The organism is Mycobacterium sp. MUNTM1, from assembly GCF_054660795.1.
Genome location: NZ_BAAGDE010000004.1, coordinates 26,436 through 48,181, shown reverse-complemented (window position 1 = coordinate 48,181; position 21,746 = coordinate 26,436). Strand labels below are relative to the sequence as shown.

Here is a 21,746-nt window from a genome sequence, read left to right as displayed (position 1 = left end):
GGCCGGAATCAGGCTGACGAGGCCTGCTGCCGCAGCGTGGTGTGCGGGCTCTGGCCGTAGGTTTGCCGGTAGAGCACCGCGAACCGGCCGGTATGGGCGAACCCCCACCGCTGGGCGATCTCGGTGACGGTGGATGCGGCGGCGGTTACCGCCACCAGCTCTTGATGGGCGTGGCCGAGCCGCACACGACGCATGTATTCCGTCGGCGTCGTGTCGAGCTGCCGGCGAAACAGGTATTGGACCGCCCGAGGCGTCAGATGGACCGCGTCCGCGACTTCGTTGATGCCGATGTCTTCGGAGATATGGCGGTGGATGAAAGCCACCGCCTCCCTGAGGCTGTCGGGGACCGCCAGATCGCCGGCCGGATCCTGTTCGGTGAGATTGGAGGGGTAACACTCGAGCAGCGCACCGACCACCAGGTGGGCCATGCCCGCGGCGATCAGCGGCTGCTGGGCGGTGTCGGTGGACGCCAGGGTGGCTTCCACGTAGTCCAGAGCCCGATGCCATGCCCGCACGGCCGCACGGGAACGGGGCCGCCAATTCACGAACTGGGTCTGTTGACCCAGCGACGTGTGCCAGTCCGCGGCCACCTTGTGCAGTACGTCCGCGTCGACCGTCACCACGTCGAAACGCACGTTGTTGCAATGTAATACGCGAGACTTTCCGTCGGCCGCGAGGATCGGAAAATCGGCGGTCAGCACGGGACCGCCCGCGACACTCAACGATCCGGCGCGCGGCTGGATCACCACAATGGTGTCGGCCGCCGGAATCTCGATCGTCACGCGTCCCTGGATCATCACCTCGTCGACGCTCATCGAGCCCGCGTCACTGCGCCGGTGTGACACCACGACGTGATTGCCAAGCCCGGAGGTCCGCCAGCCCGGCCGATACGCGCCGGCGAAGAACCGACGTGCCGCATGCGCATCGGCCGTGCGAAACTGCTTGTACTGCACGGCGACCGGACGGAATCCATGCTCGGCATCCGCCGCGAGCACAGGACGGCGCGGGCAAAAGCCGGACCGAGTTCCCTCACCGTCGGAATCGATGACCAGCTTGGGGACCTCGCCGTCGATTTTGCTCGTCGCGGTCGTCATGGCCGGCCCTCCGAAAGGGCCACAAGGGGCCGCATCACCGCGCCGTACCTATCGGTGCCCGGTCCGGCGACGCGATGCTGCCGTAAATATTCAGCGCGTCGAGCGCTATTCGCTCCCAAGCGAAGCGTGAGGTGGCGCGACTGCGGCCCGCAGCGCCCATGCTCTCGCATTGAAAGCTATGAGCGAGAAGCCTTCTCAACGCCGCAGCCAAGCCGACCGGATTCTCCGGCGACAGCATCAGCCCGGTGATGTCGTCGAGCACGACGTCGGCCAGCACACCGACACTGGCCACGACCACGACCACCCCGGTGGCCATGGCCTGCAACACGGTGGTGGCACGAGGCGGCTCGCGCGGAGTGCACACCAGCACGTCGGCGGACCGGATCAGTTTCGGCAGGTCGTCATCGGCGACCGTGCCGGCAAAACTGACGCGGTCGGCCACACCCAGCAGTTCCGCGAGATGCCGCAATCGGGCCCGCGCGTCGTTGTGATCGGCGTTCGTCGCGTCATTCTCGGCGATCACCAGCTCCGCACCACGCACCGTGGGCAAAGCGCGGATTGCGATATCGATGCCGTGGCGCCACAAGGGATTCGGTGCCACGCACACAATGCGCTGCAGGCCGTTACGCGAGAAAGCGGGACCGGTCGGGGCATAGCGCTCGGCGTCCACGCCGCAGGTCAAGGCAGACACCCGGGTCCGGCGGTGGCGCAGCCGGGCCAGCGCGTCGACGTCCAGGCTGCTCTCGCCCGTCACCCAACTCGCGCTGCGCGCCAGCAGCGGCTCTATGCGCTCGCGTTCGCTGTTGTGGCCGTCGGCGTGGCCGCGTGATGTCGCGGCCAGACCGAGGAATGTCTGCACGACGGGGATGCGCCGACGGCGAGCGGCGAGCTGAGCGGCCAGGCCGCCGAGCCAGCCATAGGCGTGCACGACGTCCGGCGGCTCCAACGACCAGGTCCGCTCGAGCTTGACGGCCCAGTCCCCTACGTAGGGCAGGACGTCGATGGTCGATGCGGGTTTGCGCGGGCCGACGGTAACCGACTGGCAGCGGTAGTAGCCGTCGGCGGCCGCCCTTACCGAGTGTCGACCGGCACGTCGCAGATGCACCGTCGCCTCGTGCCCCTGGTCGGCCAGCGCAGCACACAGCTCCTCGGGGTCCGCCCCGACGACGTCATCGCCGCTGACAATTGCAATCTTCAACTGCAATTCCCTCCGCGCGCCATCGTCCATCCGCCAACACCAGGTTGCATACCCCGCCCGATGTTCGCGAAACGGGCCGGACGGCCACTTTGCAGGCTGGCCGAGAATCGCCTGTCCAACCCCGGTGAGCTGCTGGAATGCGCCGACGCGGGATCGTCCACCGCAGGACTTTGGCGGCGGGACGACAAGGTGGAGACTTAAGAGGTGACGACTGACGGGCATGGCCGGGGCGTTCAGCTGGTGGTCCTGCTGGCATCGGCAGGAGGGTTGGAAGCTCTGACGACCGTATTGCGGGGTCTGGCTTCCGACTTTCCCGCGGCCGTCGTCGTGCAGCAACACCTGGGCGGTCACGACAGCCTGCTGACCACAATCCTGCGCAGGCAGACGGGACGTGCGATCAGCTGGGCGCAGGATGGGCTGCTCTTGCGACCCGGGCAGGTCGTCGTCTGTCCACCGGGCGTGCTGCTGGAACTGACCTCGGAAGGGCGCTGTCGCCTGCGCGATGCGCAGAGCCATCAGGCGCTGGTGTTCGACTCGCTGCTGGCATCAATCGCCGGGTCGTACGGCCCGCGCAGCGTCGCGGTGGTGCTGTCGGGTTCCGGACATGACGGCGCGGCGGGCACCGTCGCGATGAAGCGGGCCGGCGCCATCGTCATCGCCCAAAGCCCGGAGACCGCACAGTACCCGTCGATGCCGATCGCCGCCGCGCGCGCCGGTGCCGATTTCGTGTTGGACGTCGCAGAAATCGCCGGCGTCCTCACTGCCGTTGTCGGAGGGGCGGCGCTACCCCCGCGACGAGAACCGCCGATACAACCTGCCGTGGACCGATCCGCTACCACCGCCACCACGCATGGCATTCTCGAGCGGCTGCCCCCGAGGTTCAGCACGAACACCGCGGCGGCGCGGGGTGAGCTGGCCCGGCTGCGCGCGACGGAGCTGGAACGCCGCCGCAAGGAGCTCACGGTGGGATTCGGCGCCACACAGGAGACGGTTGCCGTGGCACGGCGCAGGGCCGAGGAGTCGCGTTGCCGTGCGCAACTGGCTCATCAGGCCGCCGAGGAAGCCTCGACGCGCTACGTCACACCGCGACATCGCGGGTGACTAGCCCACAACCTCCATCAGCAGCAGCGCCCCGCCGACCGTCCCCTCGCTGGACCGGAACGACGTGCAGGTGATGCGCACCGTCGCGGGGCGGCCACGCCTGTTGACCGCCTCCACTACCGCTTCACCGGAGCTGTCCGGGTCAACGAAAGCGTTGCCGATCAGGGGCCGCACCGCGTCGAGCGGCAGGCCGATGTCCAGATTGGTCAGCCCCGTCCCGATCGTCTCGTCGGCCCGCAGCCCCCAGAGCTCTTCACAGCCGCGGTTCCACAGGATCACCTTCATCTCCCGGTCGACCACCACCATGCCCATCCGAACAGAGTCGATCAGCGAATCCTGGAAGAGCTTTGCTTCGTCGAGTTCCAGGCTGCGCTCGCGCAGCATGTCGTTGATGGTGTGCAGCTCGTCGTTGGTGGACTGCAGCTCCTCGTTCATCGTCTCGAGTTCCTCGTTGGTGGACTGCAGCTCCTCGTTCGTGGTCTCGAGCTCCTCGACGGTGGACTGCAGCTCCTCGTTCGTGGTCTCGAGCTCCTCGTTGGTGGACTGCAGCTCCTCGTAGGCCGCCTCGAGCTGGCGGTTGGTTTGGACGACCTTGTCCAGCAGCGCGCGGGTCGCGGTGACGTCGAAGAACACGATCGACACCCCGAGCAAGCCGTTCTCGGCGTCGACGAGCGGGTTGACGTGGATTTCGAACCACACCGTTTCGGCGCCCGGCCGCTGCCATTTGACGTCCTGGATTCGCGCGGAGCGGCGCTCGACCTTGGCCTGCTCCAGGTAGGCGCGCAGCTCCACCGGGCGGTAGGACACCTCGAGGTCGCGCAGCAGCCGGCCGATGTCGCGGGCCGAGAGTCCGAAGATGGTCTCCGCCTGCTGGTTGATCATCGCGACGGTGTCCTCGCCGGTGACCACGATCTGGGCCACCGGGCTGGCGCGGAAGGCCAGATCGCGCACTGTCGTCAACCCCGACAGGTCCACATTGCGTTCGTAGAACCCGGCGTTCGGGTCGTAGCGATCCGCGCCGCCGTGCGTTCCGGCCGCCTTGCGGAAGATTCGGTGTTTCAGGTTCAGCGGGGCGAACCGGTCGCCGTGACTAAGCAGCATCTCGGCGTGGCCGAGGAATAGCGTGCCCTGCGGCGCGAGTGCAAAATGCAGACGCCCCAACACATTTCGCTGTGTCTCGGCGTTCAGGTACATCAAGCTGTTGCGGCACACCAGCAGATCGACGCGCGAGATGGGCGCGTCCTTGACCAGGTCGTTGCGGCCGAAGATCACCGCGCGCCGCAGGTCCTTGTGAAAGACATAGCGGCCATTGACCTGTTCGAAGTAGCGGCCCAACAGATCCGCCGGTACGGACTCGACCGCCTTGGCATCGTAGGAGGCGATGCGCGCCTCGGTGAGCGCATCCTCGTCGACGTCGGTGGCGTAGATCTTGACCCGCTGCCGGAACCCGTCGGGTCCCAACGCCTCGGCCAGCAGCATGGCCAGGGTGTATGCCTCTTGGCCCGAGGCGCAGCCCGCGCTCCACACCCGGATCGGGTCGTTGGGACCCCGCTCGGCCAGCAGCCGAGGAATGACCTCGGTACTGACGAACTCCCATGCGTCCGGGTCGCGAAAGAACGACGTGACGTTGATCAGGATGGTGTTGAAGAGCGCGGTGAATTCGTCCGAGCTGGCCTGCAGAAAGTCGAGGTACTCGTCGAACGCGGTATAGCCCGCCTGGTCCATCCGGTGCCGGACGCGGCGCATCAGTGACGTGCGCTTGTAACCCGTGAAGTCGAACCCGCGGGAATCGCGCATGTAGCGCAACAGAGCCTCGAAGGCCTCGTCGGTCGTGGATTCCATGCAAGTCCCGTCCGGATTAAGGGTTCACCGAAGGACTTGAACACTACTCGCGGCGTCAGAGCTGGTTTTCCCGCCCGACCGATCCCCACACCGTTTTGCCGGACGACGTGGGGGTGGCCCCCCACACGCGGCACAGCGCAGACACGATCGCCAGTCCGGAGACGATGTCGGCCCCGCGGTCGGCGTCCTCGTGCCGGCCCGGCAGGTGGAAGCTGCCGTCCTCCACCGCGACGGTGACGGTGTCTTGGTGGCTCTCGACAATCAGCGCCGGCGCGCTCTCCGTATGGTCGAGGACGTTCTCGACGAAGACGGTCGCCACCGTGGCCGCGGCCGGGATCGCTTCAGGAACGTCCCATTGGGTCAGCCAGTCGGCGATCACACTGCGGGCGGTATCGACGCTGCTGATGCTGCGCGCCAGCTCGGTGCGCGCCCGCCGCCGAACCTGCAGCGACTGGCCCCGCACGGCATCCAGCGCGAGTCCGAGGGTGGAATGTATTGGTACATAACGGGTGACGCCGGCCTTGGTCATCTCCCGGTGCGCCCGCAGGTCGGCGCACACCAGCAGGATCGGCACGTCGGGCCAGACGCTGACGTGCCAGCGGGCGCTGGTGAACACCGCCCAGGCCGAGCTGGTCGACGCCCGCAAAGCGTTGATGTCGACGATCACCGCCTGCGGCTCGTCGATCGCCGCCTTGATGACGGCGTCGCGAACGGTCCGGTAGGTCGAGCTGTCGAGGTCGCCCTCCACCACCAGGACAGGCGTGTCCTCATGCGATTCCGCGCGGATACGGACGGCGGCATTCGGCTCCTCGGTCATCCGGCTTCACCCTCGTGCGAAGCGGTGGTCGACAGCCGGTCGCTGAGCAGGGCCAGCGCGCGCTCGGCCTCCTCCGCGATCGCCGCGTAGCGCCGGGACAGTAGCCCCGTTCCCGCTTTGCCCGCCATGTCACGGGCCAGCCTGGCTTTTTCCTGCAGGCTGCGCACCGCGATCCACATCGCCCCCTCGAGCTCGGTGTCCCGCGCGCCGAGCAGCGCCTCGGCCGTCCAGGCATGCCCGACCTGGCAGCGGAAGTTTCCCTTGCTGATGGAAACCAGCGAACCGTTGCAGTCCGGACAGGTATAGCCCGACGGGGCCCCCAGTTTCTCGGTGTCGAAATCGGTGGAGAACCGCGACATCATGGCGATGCGGTTCTCGAGCTCCATCGCGGAGTCGCGCTCCATGTCAGAATCCTCTATCTCTCGCTGCGACAGCTCTTTGAGGACCGCACCGATGTCGGCGACCGCGGCCTGCCGATCCACCACGCCGGCCTGCACGGCGTTGGTCGGCATCGCCGGGAACAACGCGTCCTCGGGTAACTGTCCGACGGTCGTGCCGCCACGCGAACGGATGGCGCCCATTCCCAGCACACCATCGTCGAGCACACCGGACAGCAGCACGCCGATCGCGCGCGGTCCGAAAGCCAAGGCCACCGAACGGAACAATGCATTGATGGCGGGCCGGTGCCCGTTCTCGGTCGGCCCCTGTGACAGCAGCACGTGACGATCGGCGACCAGCAGGTGGCGGTCGGGGACACCGACGTAGATCTGGCCGGGTTCGAGGGCCGCGCCATGTTCGGCGGCGGTCGCGGGCAACGGTCCACTGCGATCGATGATGCGGGCCAAAATACTTGGGGCTCCCGCGGGCACATGGAGCACCATCAAGTAGGCATAGGGTACGTCCGCCGACAACCCGGCGGCGAGATTCGACAGCGCCTCGACACCGCCTGCCGACGCACCAATTGCTACCACACCTTGCAGGGCGTCGACTTCAGCCGTCTCAATCACCACTTTCGACTACCCCTATAGATGGTAGGCAACCCTCCTCGTGGTGAATAGGGCCTCGTTCGTGCCGTTTGCCCCGGTTGCACGGTGGTACTCCCCTCCCCGTTGGAAGGAGATGAGTCATGGCCACCGACCAGAATCCGAAGCAGCGCGATCTGGAGCCCGCCCGGTTTCGACGCGACACCGGATACCTGACCACGCAGCAGGGTGTTCGCGTCGATCACACCGACGATTCGCTGACCGTTGGAGAGCGGGGCCCGACGCTGCTGGAGGACTTCCACGCCCGAGAGAAGATCACCCACTTCGACCACGAGCGCATTCCGGAGCGCGTGGTGCACGCACGCGGGGCCGGCGCCTACGGTTACTTCGAGCCATACGACGATTGGCTGGCCGATTACACCGCGGCGACATTTCTCACGACTCCGGGCGTTCAGACACCGGTGTTCGTCCGGTTCTCGACTGTGGCCGGGTCGCGTGGATCTGCCGACACGGTCCGCGATGTGCGCGGCTTTGCCACCAAGTTCTACACCGAACAAGGCAATTACGACCTGGTGGGTAACAACTTCCCGGTGTTCTTCATCCAGGACGGCATCAAGTTCCCCGACTTCGTGCACGCGGTGAAACCCGAGCCGCACAACGAGATTCCGCAGGCGCAGTCGGCGCACGACACGTTGTGGGACTTCGTGTCGCTGCAGCCCGAGACCCTGCACACCATCATGTGGCTGATGTCGGACCGGGCGTTGCCGCGCAGCTACCGTATGATGCAGGGCTTCGGCGTGCATACCTTCCGGCTGGTGAATGCCGGCGGGGAAGGCACTTTCGTGAAATTCCACTGGAAGCCGCGGCTCGGTGTGCACTCGCTGATCTGGGACGAATGCCAAAAGATCGCCGGCAAGGATCCCGACTACAACCGGCGCGATCTGTGGGAGGCGATCGAGGGGGGCCAGTATCCGGAGTGGGAGCTCGGCGTGCAGCTCGTCGCGGAGGCCGACGAGTTCAAGTTCGATTTCGACCTGCTCGACGCGACGAAAATCATTCCCGAGGAACAGGTTCCGGTCCGGCCGGTGGGCAAGATGGTGCTCAACCGCAACCCGGACAACTTCTTCGCCGAGACCGAGCAGGTGGCATTCCACACCGCCAACGTGGTGCCGGGCATCGATTTCACGAACGATCCGCTGCTGCAGTTCCGCAACTTCTCCTATCTCGACACACAGCTGATCCGCCTGGGCGGCCCCAACTTCGCTCAGCTGCCGATCAACCGGCCGGTGGCCGAGGTCCGGACCAACCAGCACGACGGCTACGGGCAGCACGCGATCCCGCAGGGCCGCTCCAGTTACTTCAAGAACAGCATCGGCGGTGGCTGCCCCGCACTGGCCGACGAGAACGTGTTTCGGCACTACACGCAGCGGCTCGACGGAGCGGCAATGCGCAAGCGCGCCAAGTCCTTTGAGAACCACTACAGTCAGGCGCGAATGTTCTGGCAGAGCATGTCGCCGGTGGAAGCCGAACACATCGTCGCCGCGTTCGCCTTCGAGCTCGGCAAGGTCGAAATGCCCGAGATCCGTTCGGCCGTTGTGGAACAACTCGCCCGGGTCGACGGCGGGCTGGCCGCCCAGGTGGCGGCCAAGCTGGGGCTGCCCGAGCCGCCGGAGCAGCCGGTCGACGACCACGTGGTCGCGTCGCCGGCACTATCCCAGATCGGAGTCAGCGACACCATCGCCTCACGCAAGATCGCCGTCCTGGCCGCCGACGGGGTCGACGTGGTAGGCACCCGGCGCTTCATCGAGCAGATGGGCGAACGCGGCGCGATGGTCGAGGTGCTGGCCCCGGTTGCGGGCGGCACATTGGAGGGCGGATCCGGCGGCGAGCTACCGGTCAACCGGTCGTTCACGTCGATGGCGTCGGTGCTGTACGACGCCGTCGTGGTGGCGTGCGGGCCCCGGTCTGTATCGACCTTGTCCAATGACGGCTACGCCGTGCATTTCGTGACGGAAGCCTACAAGCATTTGAAGCCGATCGGCGCCTACGGCGCGGGCGTCGACCTGCTGCGCACCGCCGGAATCACCAACCGCCTGGCCGAGGACACCGACGTACTCAACGATCAATCCGTCATCACCACCAAGGCCGCGGCCGATGAGCTGCCGGACCGCTTCGTCGAGGAATTCGCCGCCGCCCTGGCCCGGCATCGGTGCTGGGAGCGGCGCACGGACCCGGTTCCCGCCTAGGACGTGGTTTTTTATGCGGCCGGGGCGGGCACTCGGAGAGTTAGGCCGTCTCATCGTGGACAGGAGGAATCATGCCGCGTTCGTCGATCAAGAACGAGAAGTTGTACCAGGATTTGCGCAAGAAGGGCGACTCCAAGGAAAAGGCCGCGCGGATTTCGAATGCGGCCGCCGGACAGGGTAAGTCGAAGGTCGCCCGCAGGGGCGGCAAGTCCGGCTCGTACCAGGACTGGACGGTGCCGGAACTCAAGAAGCGCGCCAAAGAGCTTGGCATGTCGGGCTATTCAAGCCTGACCAAAGACAAGCTGGTGGCCAAGCTGCGCAATCACTAGCCGGTGAGGCCGAGCCGTTCGGTCAGGACCAGGAACGCGACCGCATAATCGTTGTCGGCGGTCAGTGTCTTGATGCTCTGCCAGTCGAGCCGTTCGCGCACCGCTCGCACGGCCGGCAGCAACTTGGCGAAGTCGCAGTAGTGCTCGTTCAACGCTCGCAGCTGCTGGACGAGGACCATGGTCGGCGGCAGCACCGGCATGCCGATGGCCAGCACGTCGTGCCGTTCAGCGTGGTCCAGGGTGCCGGCATCGACCGGTATCCCGTTGAGCCGGTGCAGGACATCGACCAGCGTGTCGGCGATCCGGGCCTTGAACAGCCAGTCCTCCGGCGGGCGCTCGATGACGAACCCGGCGCCGGCCAGGGTCGCCACGGCCGCTTCCACATCGGACTCCGCCACCACCAGGTCCACGTCATGACTGGGCTCCGGTGCCCCGTACGCCCATAACGCGTAGCTGCCGGCCAGGGCGAAACGCGGTCCGTTCTCCTTGAGCGCCGACGCCGCCCCGCGCAGCGCATCGCGCAACCGCGTGACGCAACCGGGTGCGTCGGGATGGGCGTCGGTGGCGGCCATGGTGCATACGTCATACCCGGCCTGCGGTGGAAGCAACCTGGGGCGGCGGCAGAGTCGTTTAACTTGTGGCGAGTTGGGAAATCTTGGGGTTATGTCAACCGCCGTGCCATGCGCCTATTCCGCTGCCGCCGTAGTGATCCCCGCCCACAACGAGCGGGCAAAGCTGCCGGCCTGCCTGCGCGCGGTGCTGACCGCCGCCCTGTGCGCTCCGGTTCCGGTCACGATCGTGGTGGTGCTGGACGGCTGCGAGGACGGCAGCGACGAGCTGGCCGGCGAGTACGGGCCCGACGTGCACTTCGTGAGCGTGGACGTGCACAACGTCGGGACCGCCCGTGCGGTCGGCCTCGGTTACGCCCGATCGCTGTTGGGGGACGACGCCAAAACGTGGTTTGCCACCGTCGATGCCGGCAGCCGGGTGGACCCGCGATGGCTGCTGGATCAGTTGCGGTCCAGCGCGGACATGGTCGTCGGCGTCATGCGCTGCTACGAAGCCGGCGCCCATGCCCGGGAAAGCCGACACGAGGTCGTCGATGGCGACATGGGATTCAGTGCGCGCGCATATTGGGCCGTCGGTGGCTTTCGCAGCTTGGCAACCGGCGAAAAGGCCGACCTGGTCGAGCGGTTCGAAGCGGCTGGCCACCACATACATCGAGACACCGACCTGTCGGTGATCACATCGAAGCGGATCCAGGCCCGGGACCCTTATGGATTCGCCGACTACCTCACGCAATTGGGGAGAACGGCGGCGGGTGATTGCGCGTGACAGCGGGTTTGGTTGAGCACTGGCTGGAGTCCGGACGACTGGAGTTGCCCTTCCCGGCATCGGGGCGTACGGCGGAACGCTGGCAGCGTTTGGCGCGGCTGGCCGAGGAGAACATCGTGGCGGCCCGGATCGCCGAAGCCCATGTCGATGCGGTCGCGATACTCAACGAATTGGGTGGTAAGCCACCAGAACCGGGTCAGCTGTGGGGTGTCTGGGCGGCCGAAGCGCCCGACGCCACATTGACGGCGGCCGATAGCGATGGCGCGTTCACGCTGAACGGCACCAAGGTGTGGTGTGCGGGCGCCGGGTTTTGCACCCACGCGTTGGTGACCGCGCGGCTCGACGACGGAAGGCGCGGCCTGTTCGCGGTCGCCGCGACCGATCCAAGCGTCAAGGCATTGCCCAGCACGTGGTGGAACGCCGGGATGGCGGGCAGTGATACCAGGCCCGTCCAGTTCACCAATGCTCAAGCCGTGGCGGTGGGCGACCCCGACGCCTATCTGAATCGGCCCGGGTTCTGGCACGGCGCCATCGGGGTGGCCGCCTGCTGGTTGGGCGGCGCGCGGCGGGTCGCCGACCCGCTATACCGTTGCGCCGCAAGCCAGTCGGCCGATGCATACTCGCTCGCGCACCTTGGCGCGGTGGACGCCGCACTGGCGGCCAGTGACGCGATCCTGGCCGCGGCCGCGAGTCAGATCGACGATGATCCGTTCGACCGGGCGGGCATGGCGCAGCTTCTTGCCCGCCGGGCTCGCACGGTGGTGGAACACGCGGTCGACGAGGCCATCACCCGCACCGGGCGCGCGTTGGGGCCCGGGCCGCTGTGCCAGGATGGCCGGCACGCGCAGCGGGTGGCCGACCTGAGCATCTACATCCGGCAGAGCCACGCCGAGCGGGATCTTGCCGAACTCGGGCGGCTGGCGGGTCATCAGGGGATGCGAGTGCCATGAAAACGGCGGCTGCGGGCAACTGCGCGCGGTTTGCGGCCAAGCCGCTGACTCACGGCGGTACGCCAGCGCCGTTGTGGCTGGCCAGCTTCGAGGAGCGCCCGCTGCCGACACTGGATTTAACGGAGTGCGAGCAGTTGATCGTGCTGGCCGCTCAGCCCGATGACGAAACCCTTGGCGTGGGTGCGATGATCACCCAATTGGCCGCCGCCGGAGTTCCCGTTCGCGTTGTCTGCGCCAGCGATGGCGGCGCCGCCCGGCCCGGCGCGTCGGCATCGGAACGGCTTCGCATCGAGACCATTCGTCGCTACGAATTACGCAGAGCGACAAATATTTTGAACATCCCTCCCCCGCTGCGGCTGGGTCTGTCCGCCGGTGAACTGACAAGACACGTTGACAGGCTCACCGAGATGCTGACCGCAATCCTCGACGACGCCGGCCCGACGACCTGGTGCGCCGCGACGTGGCGGGGAGACGGTCATCCCGACCACGAAGCCGTGGGGCGTGCGGCCTCGGTCGCCTGCGCCCTTACCGGGTCGACGTTATTGGAATATCCGGTGTGGATGTGGCACTGGGCGTTTCCGGCCGACGACGCCGTCCCGTGGGACCGGGCCTACGCGGTGCCCACTTCCAGTTGGGCGACGGAGCGCAAACGCCGTGCCGCGCAATGCTACCGAAGCCAGTTGGGGCGCGATGGCGACACAGCCGCGCCCAATCTGCCCGGCTTCGTGCTACCACGGTTGCTTGCGGTGGGCGAGGTCGTATTTCGGTGACCGCACCCGGGCGCGACGCCCCCGGGATGCCTGTCGGCTCGGCTCGCGTAGCCCCGTGAGCCTGCGGCGGGAACAACCCCCTGTGACTGCGCGAGGGGGAAAGTGGGTAGCCGACATCCTATGCGTGTGGCGACGTTCAACATCTTGCATGGGCGCACCGTCGGAGATGGCGTCGTCGTTCAGCGGCTGCGTGACTGCGTGCAACGCCTTGACGCGGACGTGCTCAGCTTGCAAGAGGTCGACTGCGATCAGCCCCGCTCCGAGCGCGCGGACCTGACCGCCGCGGCGGCCGAAGCCATGGGCGCGGTGGAACACCGGTTCGTGGCGGCCATTTCGGGCACGCCCGGGGCGACATGGATGGCCGCGACGGGCCGCGAGCAACCCGGCACAGCCGCATACGGGATCGCGCTGCTGTCCCGATATCCGGTGGACAGTTGGCAGGTGGTGCGGTTGCCCCGGATCCCGATGCGTTTTCCGATGTATTTGCCGGGGCCGAACCGGGTCATGGTCGTCGATGAGGAACCACGGGCGGCGGTGATCGCGCAATTGCGTACACCGTTGGGCGGACTCACGGTGGCCAACACGCACCTGTCCTTTGTCCCGGGCTGGAACCGGCGCCAGTTGCGCCGACTGCTTCACGATTTGCGCGGCTTCCCGGGTCCGCGGTTGTTGACCGGTGACCTGAACATGACCCCGAAGACCGTGCGCCGTTGGTCGGGGATGCGCGCTCTGGCGGCCGCCCAGACGTTTCCCGCGGACCTGCCCAACCGTCAGCTCGACCACATCCTGACCGACGATCACCGGCTGCGCGGCGGTCCCGCGCAATCCGATCTCATGACCATCTCCGACCACCGTCCGCTGGTGGTGGATCTGCAACGGGTCTGAGGGTTCAGCCTTCGTGACGGCCCGCCTGCACCGCGACCAGAACGCGCTCGATGTCGTCGGTGGAGGGCATCTCGTCGGTGACGCCGATGATCTCCACACCGACGTCGGCCTCGTCGATGGCGTGCCGGCGGGGCGTGAGGAGTCGCTTGGCGATGGCGATGATTTCGTCGTCGGACAGGCGCCGCGGCAACAGCGCCAGCAGCGGTGCGTACCCCACTTCGGGTGCGCGCCTAGGATAGCCGGCCCGCAGAAAAGCGACCACGCTGAATACCCGATCCCGCAGGCCCATCTCCCACCTCGCTCATCCGCCATGCCGAAAGGCGACTCAAGCCGGGGATTACCCGGTAGAGCGGCTTGAAACCATCGATCGGCGAAGTCAACGCCGTCGGAACACCCTACGTGCGAAAGGGGCCCGGCCCGACGATCGGACCGGGCCCCTTTGCGGGTGGCCTACTGGTTCTTTTTCTGGCGCTCTTCGGCGGCGTCAGCGCCGGCCCGCGCCGACTCGGCTTCGGCTTCCTTCTTGCCCGCATCGCGTTGGGCGTCGGCTTTGTCCTGCTGTGCCTTGCCCTCTCTGCTCAGGTCGTCGCGCCCGAGCACGGCCCCGCCGACCTCTTTGGCTTTACCCTTCACGCCTTCGACGGCGCCCTTGACCGCCTCTTCCGGCCCGCTCTTGTCATCCCCCATGGGTTCGACCTCCCTCTCGGTGGTTACTGAGCTTGCGCTCGATGGCACCTAGGGCGTTCCCACCGGGCGGTCCGTCAAACGACCGGGGCCTGCGTTGCGCCTGGACATCGGGGATTGCTGTGCGCGTGATCACGCCGGTGGCGGTTCCCGCCCGAGCTCACGCATTGCCCGGGGCAATCCGTCGGTTTGAACGACGCATTACCGGGTAGAACTACGGGCCGCGGCATGGAAGGGGGGAAGCAATTGACCACCATCGCCGTCATAGGGGCAACCGGAACAGCCGGATCCCGCGTTGTGGCCAGGCTGAAATCGCGCGACGTCGCGGTCGTAGAGATCTCACGCGAGCACGGCGTCGACCTGTTCAACGGCCGGGATCTTTCGCAAGCGCTCACGGGCGTCGACGTCGCCATCGACGTGTCCAATCCGGTGCCGCCCGACGGGCGGTCCGACATCACCCAGACGCTCGCGACCGCCTCGCGCAACATCATGGGCGCGTGCGCCCGGCAGGAAGTGCAGCGGCTCGTGGTGTCGACGATGGCGTGCATCGAAGACCCGGTATTCGACGGCTTTCCCTACTACGAAGCCAAGCGGGAAGCCAAGGAAATCCTGCTCGACGGTCCGGTGCCGGCGACGATCGTCAAGTCGACGCAGTGGTACGAGTTCGCGACCAACCACGACGCGGTGACCTGCACCGCCGAGGAAGTGGTCGTCGAGGACTGGCTGATTCAGCCCATTGCCGCCGACACCGTCGCCGACGTGTTGGTCGAGTCGGCCCTGGGACAGACGCACACGCCGCGCACCATCACCGGCCCGGACGCCATCCGGCTGCCCGACCTGACAACGAAACTGCTTGCCCAGCAAGGCGATAGCCGGCAGGTGCGAACCGTGGAACCCGCGGTCGCCGCGTTGGGCACCGGGGCGCTGCTCGCTTCGGGCCAGGCGATAGTCATCGGCCCGGATATCGACACGTGGTTGCAGACCATGGCTCCGCCCAGCACCAACGGGCATCATGCCGTGGACGGGGACGGCTCGAGCCCGAGCACTGGCCCGCGCCCCGGATAACAATTCCGTCACGATCGCGACGTCGGTTCCTTAGAAACCGGACCGATTTCTTAAAAATTCGGCGATCGCTTGATCGTTCGCTTAGCGAAATACTCCATGAGGGGTCCTAGTGTCGCCCGGCGTTCGTCGTCAGCGAACACGGTCATTGTGGGCTTCCGCTACTTTGGATTTCGAGGATCGGGAGCCTCTGGCGAGAGAAATCATTTTCGTTTCGAAGGACACAAACATCATGAAAATCAGCAGTATTGTCGCGCGCCGGAAAGTTGCCGGGATCAGTGCCGGCTGCTTGCTCGGGGGAATGGCCATGGGGATCGTCGGTGCGCCATCGGCGGCCGCTGCACCCGACTGCAGCCCCGCCGGTGTAAACAACACCGTCTCCACGGTGGAGGGCTCCGCCCAGCAGTATCTGGCGGCGCACCCCGGCGCCAACCAGGTGGTGACGGCCGCCTACGGGCAGCCGCGGCCGCAGGCCGAATCGAGCCTGCGCGGCTACTTCACCGGCCACCCGCAGGAGTACAACGACCTGCGCGGCATCCTGGCACCGATCGGTGACACCGAACGACAGTGCAATGTCTCCGCGCTGCCGCCCTACCTCGAGTCGGCCTACCAGGAGTTCATGGCCGGCTGATGCCGGTCCGAGACGACCCGCCACGATGTCGTGGCGGGTCGTTTTCACGTCGGCCGCGATTTTCTACGGTGTGAACGACTTCTCCGGCGGGTAATTGTGCAGTCAGCTACCAGAACTGGAGGGCGAGAATGCGGCTGCGCCGTAGCGAGCTGAGCAAGCCTGGTATCGCGCGCCAGCGACGCGGTACTGGTTTCTCCTATTACCGGCCGGACGGCAAGGTGCTGTCGGATCCGCAAACCCTGCAGCGCATCAAGGACCTGGTTATTCCACCGGCCTGGAAGAAGGTATGGATTTCGCCGTATAGCAACGGCCACATTCAGGCCGTGGGTGTCGACGCTGCCGGCCGCCGTCAGTATCTGTACCACCCCGCCTGGCAGCAGGAACGCGCCGAGGAGAAGTTCGACCGCGTGCTCGAACTGTCCACCCGGCTACCGGCGTGGCGCACCGAGATCGCCAAGGACCTGACGCGGAAGGGCTTGACCCGCAAGCGGGTATTGGCCCTCGCGCTGCGGCTGCTCGATCGCGGGTACTTTCGCGCCGGCGGTGAGCAATACGCCGAGGAAAACGAGTCCTACGGCCTGTCCACCCTGTTATGTGAGCACGTGGTGGTCCGGCGCGACGCGGTCGAGTTCGATTTCCCCGCCAAGAGCGGGGTCCGCCGCACCGTGGAGATCGAGGATCCCGAAGTGGTACGGGCGGTGCGTGCGCTGATGCGCCGGCCCAACCGCACCGAGCGACTGCTGGTGTGCCGCAACGCATCCGGGTGGCTGGATGTGCGTGCCGGCGATCTCAACGACCGATTCAAGGAGCTGGTCGGCGCCGAATACACCGTCAAGGACCTGCGGACCTGGCATGGGACGGTGCTGGCGGCCGCGGCGTTCGCCGACGCCGACCCACCGGTGTCGCGCCGCGTCGCCAAGCGCATCGAATCCGCGGTGATGAAAGAGGTGGCCGAGGAACTTGGCAACACTCCGGCCGTCGCGCGTGGTTCCTACGTGGACCCGCGCGTCGTCACCGGTTACGAGCAGGGGCTCACCATCGCCGCGGCGGCGCGCCGCGCCGAACGCGCCCGCAAACCCGATGTGGCCCAGGACATCCTGGACAAGGCGACCCGAATGCTGATCCGGCGAGTGGCCAAGGGCCACAGCGCTTCCGGATCATCCGCCCTGCCCAAGACCGCCTGAACCATAGACAATCGCCAGCTGAAAACTGGCTGAGAGTCGCCTGGCCCCCCGCGTTTGAGCGAATAACAACGGCGAATGCGGGTAATCGGGCTCCTGTGGGAAGTGCCCAAGCCGCCCTCGTAGCGGCAGCCTGCGTGGGTCACGTCTGTCAGCGGCGGCCGCCACCGGTTGGCCCCCGACTCGATGGCGCCGCCGTGCGGGTGGTTCAAACAATAGCCACACATGCCCATCCGCCAGCACCGAGGACCGTCTGCCGAGGAGGGAGAACATGTCCAAAAAAGAGGTTTCCGACTATCTGCTAGAGCGCTTGCGGGCGTGGGGCGTTGAACATGTATTCGGGTACCCCGGCGACGGCATCAACGGGCTGCTCGCGGCGTGGGGTCGCGCAGACAACAAGCCCAAGTTCATCCAGTCGCGCCACGAGGAGATGAGTGCCTTCGAAGCGGTCGGCTACGCGAAGTTCACCGGCCGGGTCGGCGTCTGTGCCGCCACATCCGGTCCCGGCGCGATCCATCTCCTGAACGGCCTCTACGACGCCAAACTCGACCATGTTCCGGTGGTGGCCATCGTGGGTCAGACCAACCGCAGCGCCATGGGCGGGAACTACCAGCAGGAGGTCGACCTGCTGAACCTCTTCAAGGACGTCGCCAGCGATTACGTCCAAATGGTCACCGTCCCCGAACAATTGCCCAACGTGCTGGACCGCGCGATCCGGATCGCGATGACGCAGCGGGCGCCGACAGCGCTGATCATTCCCAGTGACGTCCAAGAGCTGCCGTACTCGCCGCCCGAGCACGCGTTCAAGATGGTGCCCTCCAGCCTCGGCATCGAGTACCCGGACATCGCCCCCGACGACACCGCCATCGCGCGCGCGGCCGACGTGCTCAACGCCGGCAAGAAGGTCGCCATCCTGGTGGGCACCGGCGCCCGCGGCGCCCACCAAGAGCTGGCGGAAGTCGCCGACCTGCTCGGCGCGGGCGCGGCGAAGGCGTTGTTGGGCAAGGACGTGCTTTCCGACGAATTGCCTTGGGTCACCGGCTCGATCGGACTGCTGGGCACCCGGCCGAGCTACGAGATGATGCGCGACTGTGACACGCTGCTGACGGTCGGCTCCAGCTTCCCGTACACGCAGTTCCTGCCGGAATTCGGTCAGGCCCGCGCGGTGCAGATCGACGTCGACGGCCGGATGATCGGCATGCGCTACCCGTACGAGGTCAACCTGGTCGCCGACGCGAAAACCGCATTGCGGGCGCTGATCCCGCACCTGCGCCGCAAGGAGGACCGCTCCTGGCGCGAGGGCATCGAGAAGACCGTGGCCCGCTGGTGGGAGACCATGGAAAAGGAAGCGATGGTCAGCGCCCACCCGGTCAATCCGCTGCGACTCTTCTCCGAGCTGTCGCCGCTGCTTCCCGAAAATGCCATTGTCACCGCCGATTCCGGCTCCTCGGCCAACTGGTACGCGCGCAACCTGCGCTTCCGCGGCCACATGCGAGGTTCGCTGTCGGGCACGCTGGCCACCATGGGTCCCGGGGTTCCGTACGGCATCGGCGCCAAGTTCGGCCACCCGGACCGGCCCGTCATCGTGTTCGCCGGCGACGGCGCCATGCAGATGAACGGCATGGCCGAACTGATCACGATCAAGCGGTACTGGAACGAGTGGAAAGACCCCCGCCTGATCATCGCGATCCTGCACAACAACGATCTCAACCAGGTGACCTGGGAGATGCGCGCCATGGCCGGTGCGCCGAAATTCGCTGAGTCGCAGAATCTTCCGGATATCGACTTCGCCGCGTTCGCCGCCAGCCTGGGCCTGAGTGCCGTGGCCATCAAGGACCCGGAGGAGTTGTCGGACGCGTGGCGCAAGGCGCTGTCTGCGGATCGGCCCACCGTGCTCGACGTCTACACCGACCCCGACATGCCGCCCATCCCGCCGCACGCGACATGGGAGCAGTTCAAGTCGGCGACCACGGCGGTGCTCTCCGGTGACGAGGATCGCGTGGGCTTCGTCAAGGTCGGCCTGAAGACCAAGGTCCAGGAGTTCTTGCCGCACAAGAAGAGTTGACCGCAACGGGTCAACTCAGCCCCGCTTGTCCCAGCCCTGCGCCCGCGCTGCGCAGGTCGTCGACGAACGCCTTATAGACCTCGTCATGCCGGTCGCTGCGATCGCGCAACACCGACGAGGGATGAACCGTCGCCACAAGGGTCGGCTCGGGTGTCAGGTCGACATCGACGGTGGAGGGCAGCCGCAGTCGCTGGCCGCGCTGGGTGGATACCCGAAATGTGGCTCCCAGCAACGACTGTGCGGCGGTGGCGCCCAGGCACACGATGACCTTCGGTCGCACCGCCTCGATCTCGGCGATCAGCCAGGGCCGGCAGGCGACCACTTCGGTGCGGCCCGGTTTTTGGTGGATGCGCCGCTTGCCGCCCTTGCGGGTGAACTTGAAGTGCTTGACGGCGTTGGTCTCATAGACCATCGCCGGGTCGATCCCGGCGTCCTCGAGGGCGCGGGCGAGCAGTCGTCCGGCCGGGCCCACGAACGGCTCGCCGGCGCGGTCCTCCTGGTCGCCGGGCTGCTCACCCACCAGCATGATCGGCGCCCCGGGATGGCCGTTGCCGAACACCGTTTGGGTGGCATCCTCGAAAAGCGAACAGCCGTGGCAGGTTTCGGCCGCATCGCGCAGCGCGTCGAGGCCGCGCTCCTGCGGGAGGTAGCGGGCGGCCCCAGGTGCGTTCGATGTTGCGGCCATGATCAGATGAAGGCCGTGGGTGCCCCCGCTCCCCCACCGAGCGGGGGTACCCACGCCTTGGGCGGCTTGGTCAGCCCTTGCCGATGATGGCGTCGCGGGCCCGATCGAGCATCGCGGCGAACGGCCCGGCGGCCAGGTTGGCCACTTGGGATTCCACGCCGGCGTGCGGGCGGGTGGGGGCGATCGCCTCGGCGAGCTTGGCGGCGCGGCCCATGCGTTCGAGCTCCTCGCCGCTCAATTCCTCACCCAGCTTGGCGAATTCGTCGTGCTCCTCGTGCTCGGCGTGTTCGACCACGGCGTGGCGCAGCTTCGTCAATTCGCGAGTGAACTCCTCGCTGTCGACGTCGAGCTTCTCCAGCTTCTGCAGAACGGTCTTGGCCTCGTGCTCTTCGTGCAGCCGCTCATCCACCACGGCGGTGCCGTTGGCGATCTTGCGCTTGGCGCGGGGGTGAATGATCTCTTCCTCCGCGGTCTCGTGCACGGCGAGCATCCGGCGTAGTTCGACGAACGCCTTCTCGCGGGCCTTCCCGGATGCCGCCAGGGTTTCGGCGAACATCGCCTTGATCTGCTCGTGCTGACTGACGAGGAAGTCGACCACGTCGGTGGGCGACTTGATGGCGGTCGGTGCCACAGTGTCCCTCCCATCTTGGTTGGACGCGCAGGGCTGTGCGCGCTCGCTGAAACGGCTACCCGACGATTCCGACCGTCAAACGGGGTGTGGCCGTGCCCGTAGGGGGTATGTCCTGGACAAACGGCGAAAGGAGCACGCGGTCGATGGGCGCCGGAATGGGTCTCCGCGCGGGCCAGCGCACGCGGGCGCTGCTGCGCTGCGGGGTCGTCGGAGCGGTCGCGGCGGCCGCGATAACCACCGGGTGTTCGCATCCCGGATCGTCGTTGGAATCCGCGCCCGACGTCGAACTCTGGCGAACCGGCGCCGCGTTGCACGAGCCGGTGTGGTCCTACCGAATGCAGGCATTGCTCGCGCTCACCGACGATCACCGGCTGGCCGAGGTCACCGCCGGCGAGCGGGGCGGCGACGCCAAGACAAGGTTCTCCGCACCCATGGCGTCCGGGCGCAATCTGCAGATCAGCCGGAAGGACGAGGGCGACGTCTTCGTGCCGCAGCCCGATCGCGGCAGGGTGGCCGTGGTCGACCTGCAAAGTCTGCGCCAGGTCAGCGATTTCGACGCCGGACCGGCGCCGGCCTATCTATCTGAGGACGCGGGATTGCGGATGCTGCTGGCGCTGTCGTCGGACGGGACGGCGGTGACACCGGTAGACCAGTACGGCTACCGCAAGCTCCCCACCGCGGTCACCGGCACGAGCGCCGACACGATCGACGGCGCGAACCGCGGCCGCGAGCTCGACTATCACCTGTTCGGATCGTCGGGCATCCGCCATTTCCAGGGGACGTCGTCGCCGGCGGCGCAACGCGGCTCACTGGACTTCGACGTCGCGGTCTCGGCCGGTGACGGCACCGCGGTGACCCGCAGCTATGTCGCCGGCCGCGACGACGGCACGCTGCATGCGATCGATTCCCGCCGCGGCGGACACGGATTGGAGGAGCTGGCCAGCACGCGGTTGCCGTCGCCGATCCGCGAACTCGGCACCGACGACACCAGGATCTACGCCGCCACCGACCACGAGCTGGTGACCCTCGAAACGGCGAGCTTCACCGGCTTTCCCGACGGGCGAATCCCGATCCTCCGCAGCATCGATTATCGGTCGGGGTTGCCGCCCGACGCGCAGGCGGCCGCACTCTCGGGCATGGCCGTCGGGCCGCATCGGGTCTACCTCACCTTCGCGCACACGCCCTACGTGGTCGGCATCGCCAAGCCGCGGCTGTGACGGTCCCGGTTTAGGGGAGGGCCCTCGTCGGCTACATTTC

At 66.9% G+C, this 21,746-nt stretch carries 22 protein-coding genes; 12 read left to right on the top strand and 10 right to left on the bottom strand.

Annotated elements, in window-relative coordinates; genetic code table 11:
• Positions 1–8: 8 nt before the first annotated feature.
• Together ACYQ8K_RS03520 and ACYQ8K_RS03515 are read right to left on the bottom strand one after the other, a co-directional pair.
• Positions 9–1,094, bottom strand: coding sequence for an AraC family transcriptional regulator (locus tag ACYQ8K_RS03520; RefSeq protein WP_459967058.1), 1,086 nt, complete (start codon positions 1,092–1,094; stop codon positions 9–11).
• 34 nt (positions 1,095–1,128) lie between these two features.
• Positions 1,129–2,292, bottom strand: coding sequence for a glycosyltransferase (locus ACYQ8K_RS03515; RefSeq protein ID WP_459967056.1), 1,164 nt, complete (start codon positions 2,290–2,292; stop codon positions 1,129–1,131).
• 204 nt (positions 2,293–2,496) lie between these two features.
• On the opposite strand from ACYQ8K_RS03515, the gene ACYQ8K_RS03510 reads away from it, so the two are divergent.
• Positions 2,497–3,393: a chemotaxis protein CheB gene (locus ACYQ8K_RS03510; protein WP_459967055.1), complete on the top strand. Its 897-nt coding sequence runs from the start codon at positions 2,497–2,499 to the stop codon at positions 3,391–3,393.
• Here the strand turns inward: ACYQ8K_RS03510 and ACYQ8K_RS03505 are convergent, their stop codons facing one another.
• The 3 genes from ACYQ8K_RS03505 to ACYQ8K_RS03495 are packed head-to-tail and all read right to left on the bottom strand — an operon-like array spanning position 3,394 to position 7,062.
• Positions 3,394–5,235: a CheR family methyltransferase gene (locus ACYQ8K_RS03505; RefSeq protein ID WP_459967054.1), complete on the bottom strand. Its 1,842-nt coding sequence runs from the start codon at positions 5,233–5,235 to the stop codon at positions 3,394–3,396.
• A 55-nt stretch (positions 5,236–5,290) separates the two neighbouring features.
• Entirely contained in the window at positions 5,291–6,052 is a 762-nt protein-coding gene (locus ACYQ8K_RS03500) for an STAS domain-containing protein (RefSeq protein WP_459967053.1), read from the bottom strand.
• On the bottom strand, positions 6,049–7,062 hold the full coding sequence (locus tag ACYQ8K_RS03495) for a chemotaxis protein CheB (protein ID WP_459967052.1): 1,014 nt from the start codon (positions 7,060–7,062) through the stop codon (positions 6,049–6,051). The genes ACYQ8K_RS03500 and ACYQ8K_RS03495 overlap by 4 nt, the downstream gene beginning before the upstream one ends.
• A 116-nt stretch (positions 7,063–7,178) precedes the next feature.
• Here ACYQ8K_RS03495 and ACYQ8K_RS03490 point away from each other — a divergent pair, with 116 nt between their 5' ends.
• Both ACYQ8K_RS03490 and ACYQ8K_RS03485 read left to right on the top strand, forming a co-directional pair.
• Positions 7,179–9,281 carry a catalase gene (locus ACYQ8K_RS03490; RefSeq protein WP_459967050.1) on the top strand — a complete coding sequence of 701 codons (2,103 nt, stop codon included), beginning with the start codon at positions 7,179–7,181 and terminating at the stop codon, positions 9,279–9,281.
• A 71-nt stretch (positions 9,282–9,352) separates the two neighbouring features.
• Positions 9,353–9,610 carry a DUF7218 family protein gene (locus tag ACYQ8K_RS03485; RefSeq protein WP_065030913.1) on the top strand — a complete coding sequence of 86 codons (258 nt, stop codon included), beginning with the start codon at positions 9,353–9,355 and terminating at the stop codon, positions 9,608–9,610.
• Here ACYQ8K_RS03485 and ACYQ8K_RS03480 read toward each other — a convergent pair.
• Entirely contained in the window at positions 9,607–10,182 is a 576-nt protein-coding gene (locus tag ACYQ8K_RS03480; RefSeq protein ID WP_459967048.1) for a nucleotidyltransferase family protein, read from the bottom strand. The two genes, ACYQ8K_RS03485 and ACYQ8K_RS03480, sit on opposite strands and share 4 nt — an antisense overlap.
• 91 nt (positions 10,183–10,273) lie before the next feature.
• Here ACYQ8K_RS03480 and ACYQ8K_RS03475 point away from each other — a divergent pair, with 91 nt between their 5' ends.
• The 4 genes from ACYQ8K_RS03475 to ACYQ8K_RS03460 all read left to right on the top strand — a co-directional run bounded on the left by ACYQ8K_RS03475 (position 10,274) and on the right by ACYQ8K_RS03460 (position 13,550).
• Positions 10,274–10,945: a glycosyltransferase family 2 protein gene (locus tag ACYQ8K_RS03475; RefSeq protein WP_459967047.1), complete on the top strand. Its 672-nt coding sequence runs from the start codon at positions 10,274–10,276 to the stop codon at positions 10,943–10,945.
• Complete coding sequence (locus tag ACYQ8K_RS03470; protein WP_459967045.1) at positions 10,942–11,895, top strand: acyl-CoA dehydrogenase family protein; 954 nt, start codon at positions 10,942–10,944, stop codon at positions 11,893–11,895. The genes ACYQ8K_RS03475 and ACYQ8K_RS03470 overlap by 4 nt, the downstream gene beginning before the upstream one ends.
• Positions 11,892–12,665, top strand: coding sequence for a PIG-L deacetylase family protein (locus ACYQ8K_RS03465; RefSeq protein WP_459967044.1), 774 nt, complete (start codon positions 11,892–11,894; stop codon positions 12,663–12,665). Before ACYQ8K_RS03470 ends, ACYQ8K_RS03465 begins: the two co-directional genes overlap by 4 nt.
• Before the next feature lie 120 nt (positions 12,666–12,785).
• Positions 12,786–13,550, top strand: coding sequence for an endonuclease/exonuclease/phosphatase family protein (locus ACYQ8K_RS03460; RefSeq protein ID WP_459967043.1), 765 nt, complete (start codon positions 12,786–12,788; stop codon positions 13,548–13,550).
• A 4-nt stretch (positions 13,551–13,554) separates the two neighbouring features.
• Here ACYQ8K_RS03460 and ACYQ8K_RS03455 read toward each other — a convergent pair whose 3' ends face one another.
• Entirely contained in the window at positions 13,555–13,839 is a 285-nt protein-coding gene (locus ACYQ8K_RS03455) for a DUF3349 domain-containing protein (protein ID WP_459967042.1), read from the bottom strand.
• 161 nt (positions 13,840–14,000) lie between these two features.
• Entirely contained in the window at positions 14,001–14,237 is a 237-nt protein-coding gene (gene mbp1, locus ACYQ8K_RS03450; RefSeq protein WP_459967041.1) for a microaggregate-binding protein 1, read from the bottom strand.
• A 225-nt stretch (positions 14,238–14,462) separates the two neighbouring features.
• Between mbp1 and ACYQ8K_RS03445 the strand changes: the two genes are divergently transcribed.
• The 4 genes from ACYQ8K_RS03445 to ACYQ8K_RS03430 all read left to right on the top strand — a co-directional run bounded on the left by ACYQ8K_RS03445 (position 14,463) and on the right by ACYQ8K_RS03430 (position 19,173).
• Positions 14,463–15,299 carry an SDR family oxidoreductase gene (locus ACYQ8K_RS03445; protein ID WP_459967040.1) on the top strand — a complete coding sequence of 279 codons (837 nt, stop codon included), beginning with the start codon at positions 14,463–14,465 and terminating at the stop codon, positions 15,297–15,299.
• Positions 15,300–15,528: 229 nt separating this feature from the next.
• The gene (locus ACYQ8K_RS03440) at positions 15,529–15,927 is read left to right on the top strand and encodes a heme-binding protein (protein WP_459967039.1); all 399 of its coding nucleotides are present in this window, start codon (positions 15,529–15,531) and stop codon (positions 15,925–15,927) included.
• A gap of 128 nt (positions 15,928–16,055) precedes the next feature.
• Complete coding sequence (locus tag ACYQ8K_RS03435) at positions 16,056–17,111, top strand: DNA topoisomerase IB (protein ID WP_459967038.1); 1,056 nt, start codon at positions 16,056–16,058, stop codon at positions 17,109–17,111.
• A 268-nt stretch (positions 17,112–17,379) separates the two neighbouring features.
• Positions 17,380–19,173 (top strand): thiamine pyrophosphate-requiring protein, encoded by a 1,794-nt coding sequence (locus tag ACYQ8K_RS03430; protein WP_459967036.1) that lies wholly within the window; start codon positions 17,380–17,382, stop codon positions 19,171–19,173.
• A gap of 10 nt (positions 19,174–19,183) precedes the next feature.
• On the opposite strand, the gene ACYQ8K_RS03425 is transcribed toward ACYQ8K_RS03430, so the two are convergent.
• Both ACYQ8K_RS03425 and ACYQ8K_RS03420 read right to left on the bottom strand, forming a co-directional pair.
• Complete coding sequence (locus ACYQ8K_RS03425; protein ID WP_459967035.1) at positions 19,184–19,858, bottom strand: UdgX family uracil-DNA binding protein; 675 nt, start codon at positions 19,856–19,858, stop codon at positions 19,184–19,186.
• A gap of 70 nt (positions 19,859–19,928) precedes the next feature.
• Positions 19,929–20,489, bottom strand: a complete 561-nt coding sequence (locus tag ACYQ8K_RS03420) for a hemerythrin domain-containing protein (RefSeq protein WP_459967034.1) — start codon at positions 20,487–20,489, stop codon at positions 19,929–19,931.
• A gap of 143 nt (positions 20,490–20,632) precedes the next feature.
• Here ACYQ8K_RS03420 and ACYQ8K_RS03415 point away from each other — a divergent pair, with 143 nt between their 5' ends.
• Positions 20,633–21,706 carry a hypothetical protein gene (locus ACYQ8K_RS03415; RefSeq protein ID WP_459967033.1) on the top strand — a complete coding sequence of 358 codons (1,074 nt, stop codon included), beginning with the start codon at positions 20,633–20,635 and terminating at the stop codon, positions 21,704–21,706.
• Positions 21,707–21,746: the final 40 nt, after the last annotated feature.

Coding starts and splice junctions, on each gene's coding strand:
- ACYQ8K_RS03520 (WP_459967058.1), bottom strand. CDS start 1,094: ATGACGACCGCGACGAGCAAAATCGACGGCGAGGTCCCCAAGCTGGTC.
- ACYQ8K_RS03505 (WP_459967054.1), bottom strand. CDS start 5,235: ATGGAATCCACGACCGACGAGGCCTTCGAGGCTCTGTTGCGCTACATG.
- ACYQ8K_RS03500 (WP_459967053.1), bottom strand. CDS start 6,052: ATGACCGAGGAGCCGAATGCCGCCGTCCGTATCCGCGCGGAATCGCAT.
- ACYQ8K_RS03490 (WP_459967050.1), top strand. CDS start 7,179: ATGGCCACCGACCAGAATCCGAAGCAGCGCGATCTGGAGCCCGCCCGG.
- ACYQ8K_RS03485 (WP_065030913.1), top strand. CDS start 9,353: ATGCCGCGTTCGTCGATCAAGAACGAGAAGTTGTACCAGGATTTGCGC.
- ACYQ8K_RS03480 (WP_459967048.1), bottom strand. CDS start 10,182: ATGGCCGCCACCGACGCCCATCCCGACGCACCCGGTTGCGTCACGCGG.
- ACYQ8K_RS03475 (WP_459967047.1), top strand. CDS start 10,274: ATGTCAACCGCCGTGCCATGCGCCTATTCCGCTGCCGCCGTAGTGATC.
- ACYQ8K_RS03465 (WP_459967044.1), top strand. CDS start 11,892: ATGAAAACGGCGGCTGCGGGCAACTGCGCGCGGTTTGCGGCCAAGCCG.
- ACYQ8K_RS03460 (WP_459967043.1), top strand. CDS start 12,786: ATGCGTGTGGCGACGTTCAACATCTTGCATGGGCGCACCGTCGGAGAT.
- ACYQ8K_RS03455 (WP_459967042.1), bottom strand. CDS start 13,839: ATGGGCCTGCGGGATCGGGTATTCAGCGTGGTCGCTTTTCTGCGGGCC.
- mbp1 (WP_459967041.1), bottom strand. CDS start 14,237: ATGGGGGATGACAAGAGCGGGCCGGAAGAGGCGGTCAAGGGCGCCGTC.
- ACYQ8K_RS03445 (WP_459967040.1), top strand. CDS start 14,463: ATGGAAGGGGGGAAGCAATTGACCACCATCGCCGTCATAGGGGCAACC.
- ACYQ8K_RS03440 (WP_459967039.1), top strand. CDS start 15,529: ATGAAAATCAGCAGTATTGTCGCGCGCCGGAAAGTTGCCGGGATCAGT.
- ACYQ8K_RS03435 (WP_459967038.1), top strand. CDS start 16,056: ATGCGGCTGCGCCGTAGCGAGCTGAGCAAGCCTGGTATCGCGCGCCAG.
- ACYQ8K_RS03430 (WP_459967036.1), top strand. CDS start 17,380: ATGTCCAAAAAAGAGGTTTCCGACTATCTGCTAGAGCGCTTGCGGGCG.
- ACYQ8K_RS03425 (WP_459967035.1), bottom strand. CDS start 19,858: ATGGCCGCAACATCGAACGCACCTGGGGCCGCCCGCTACCTCCCGCAG.
- ACYQ8K_RS03415 (WP_459967033.1), top strand. CDS start 20,633: ATGGGCGCCGGAATGGGTCTCCGCGCGGGCCAGCGCACGCGGGCGCTG.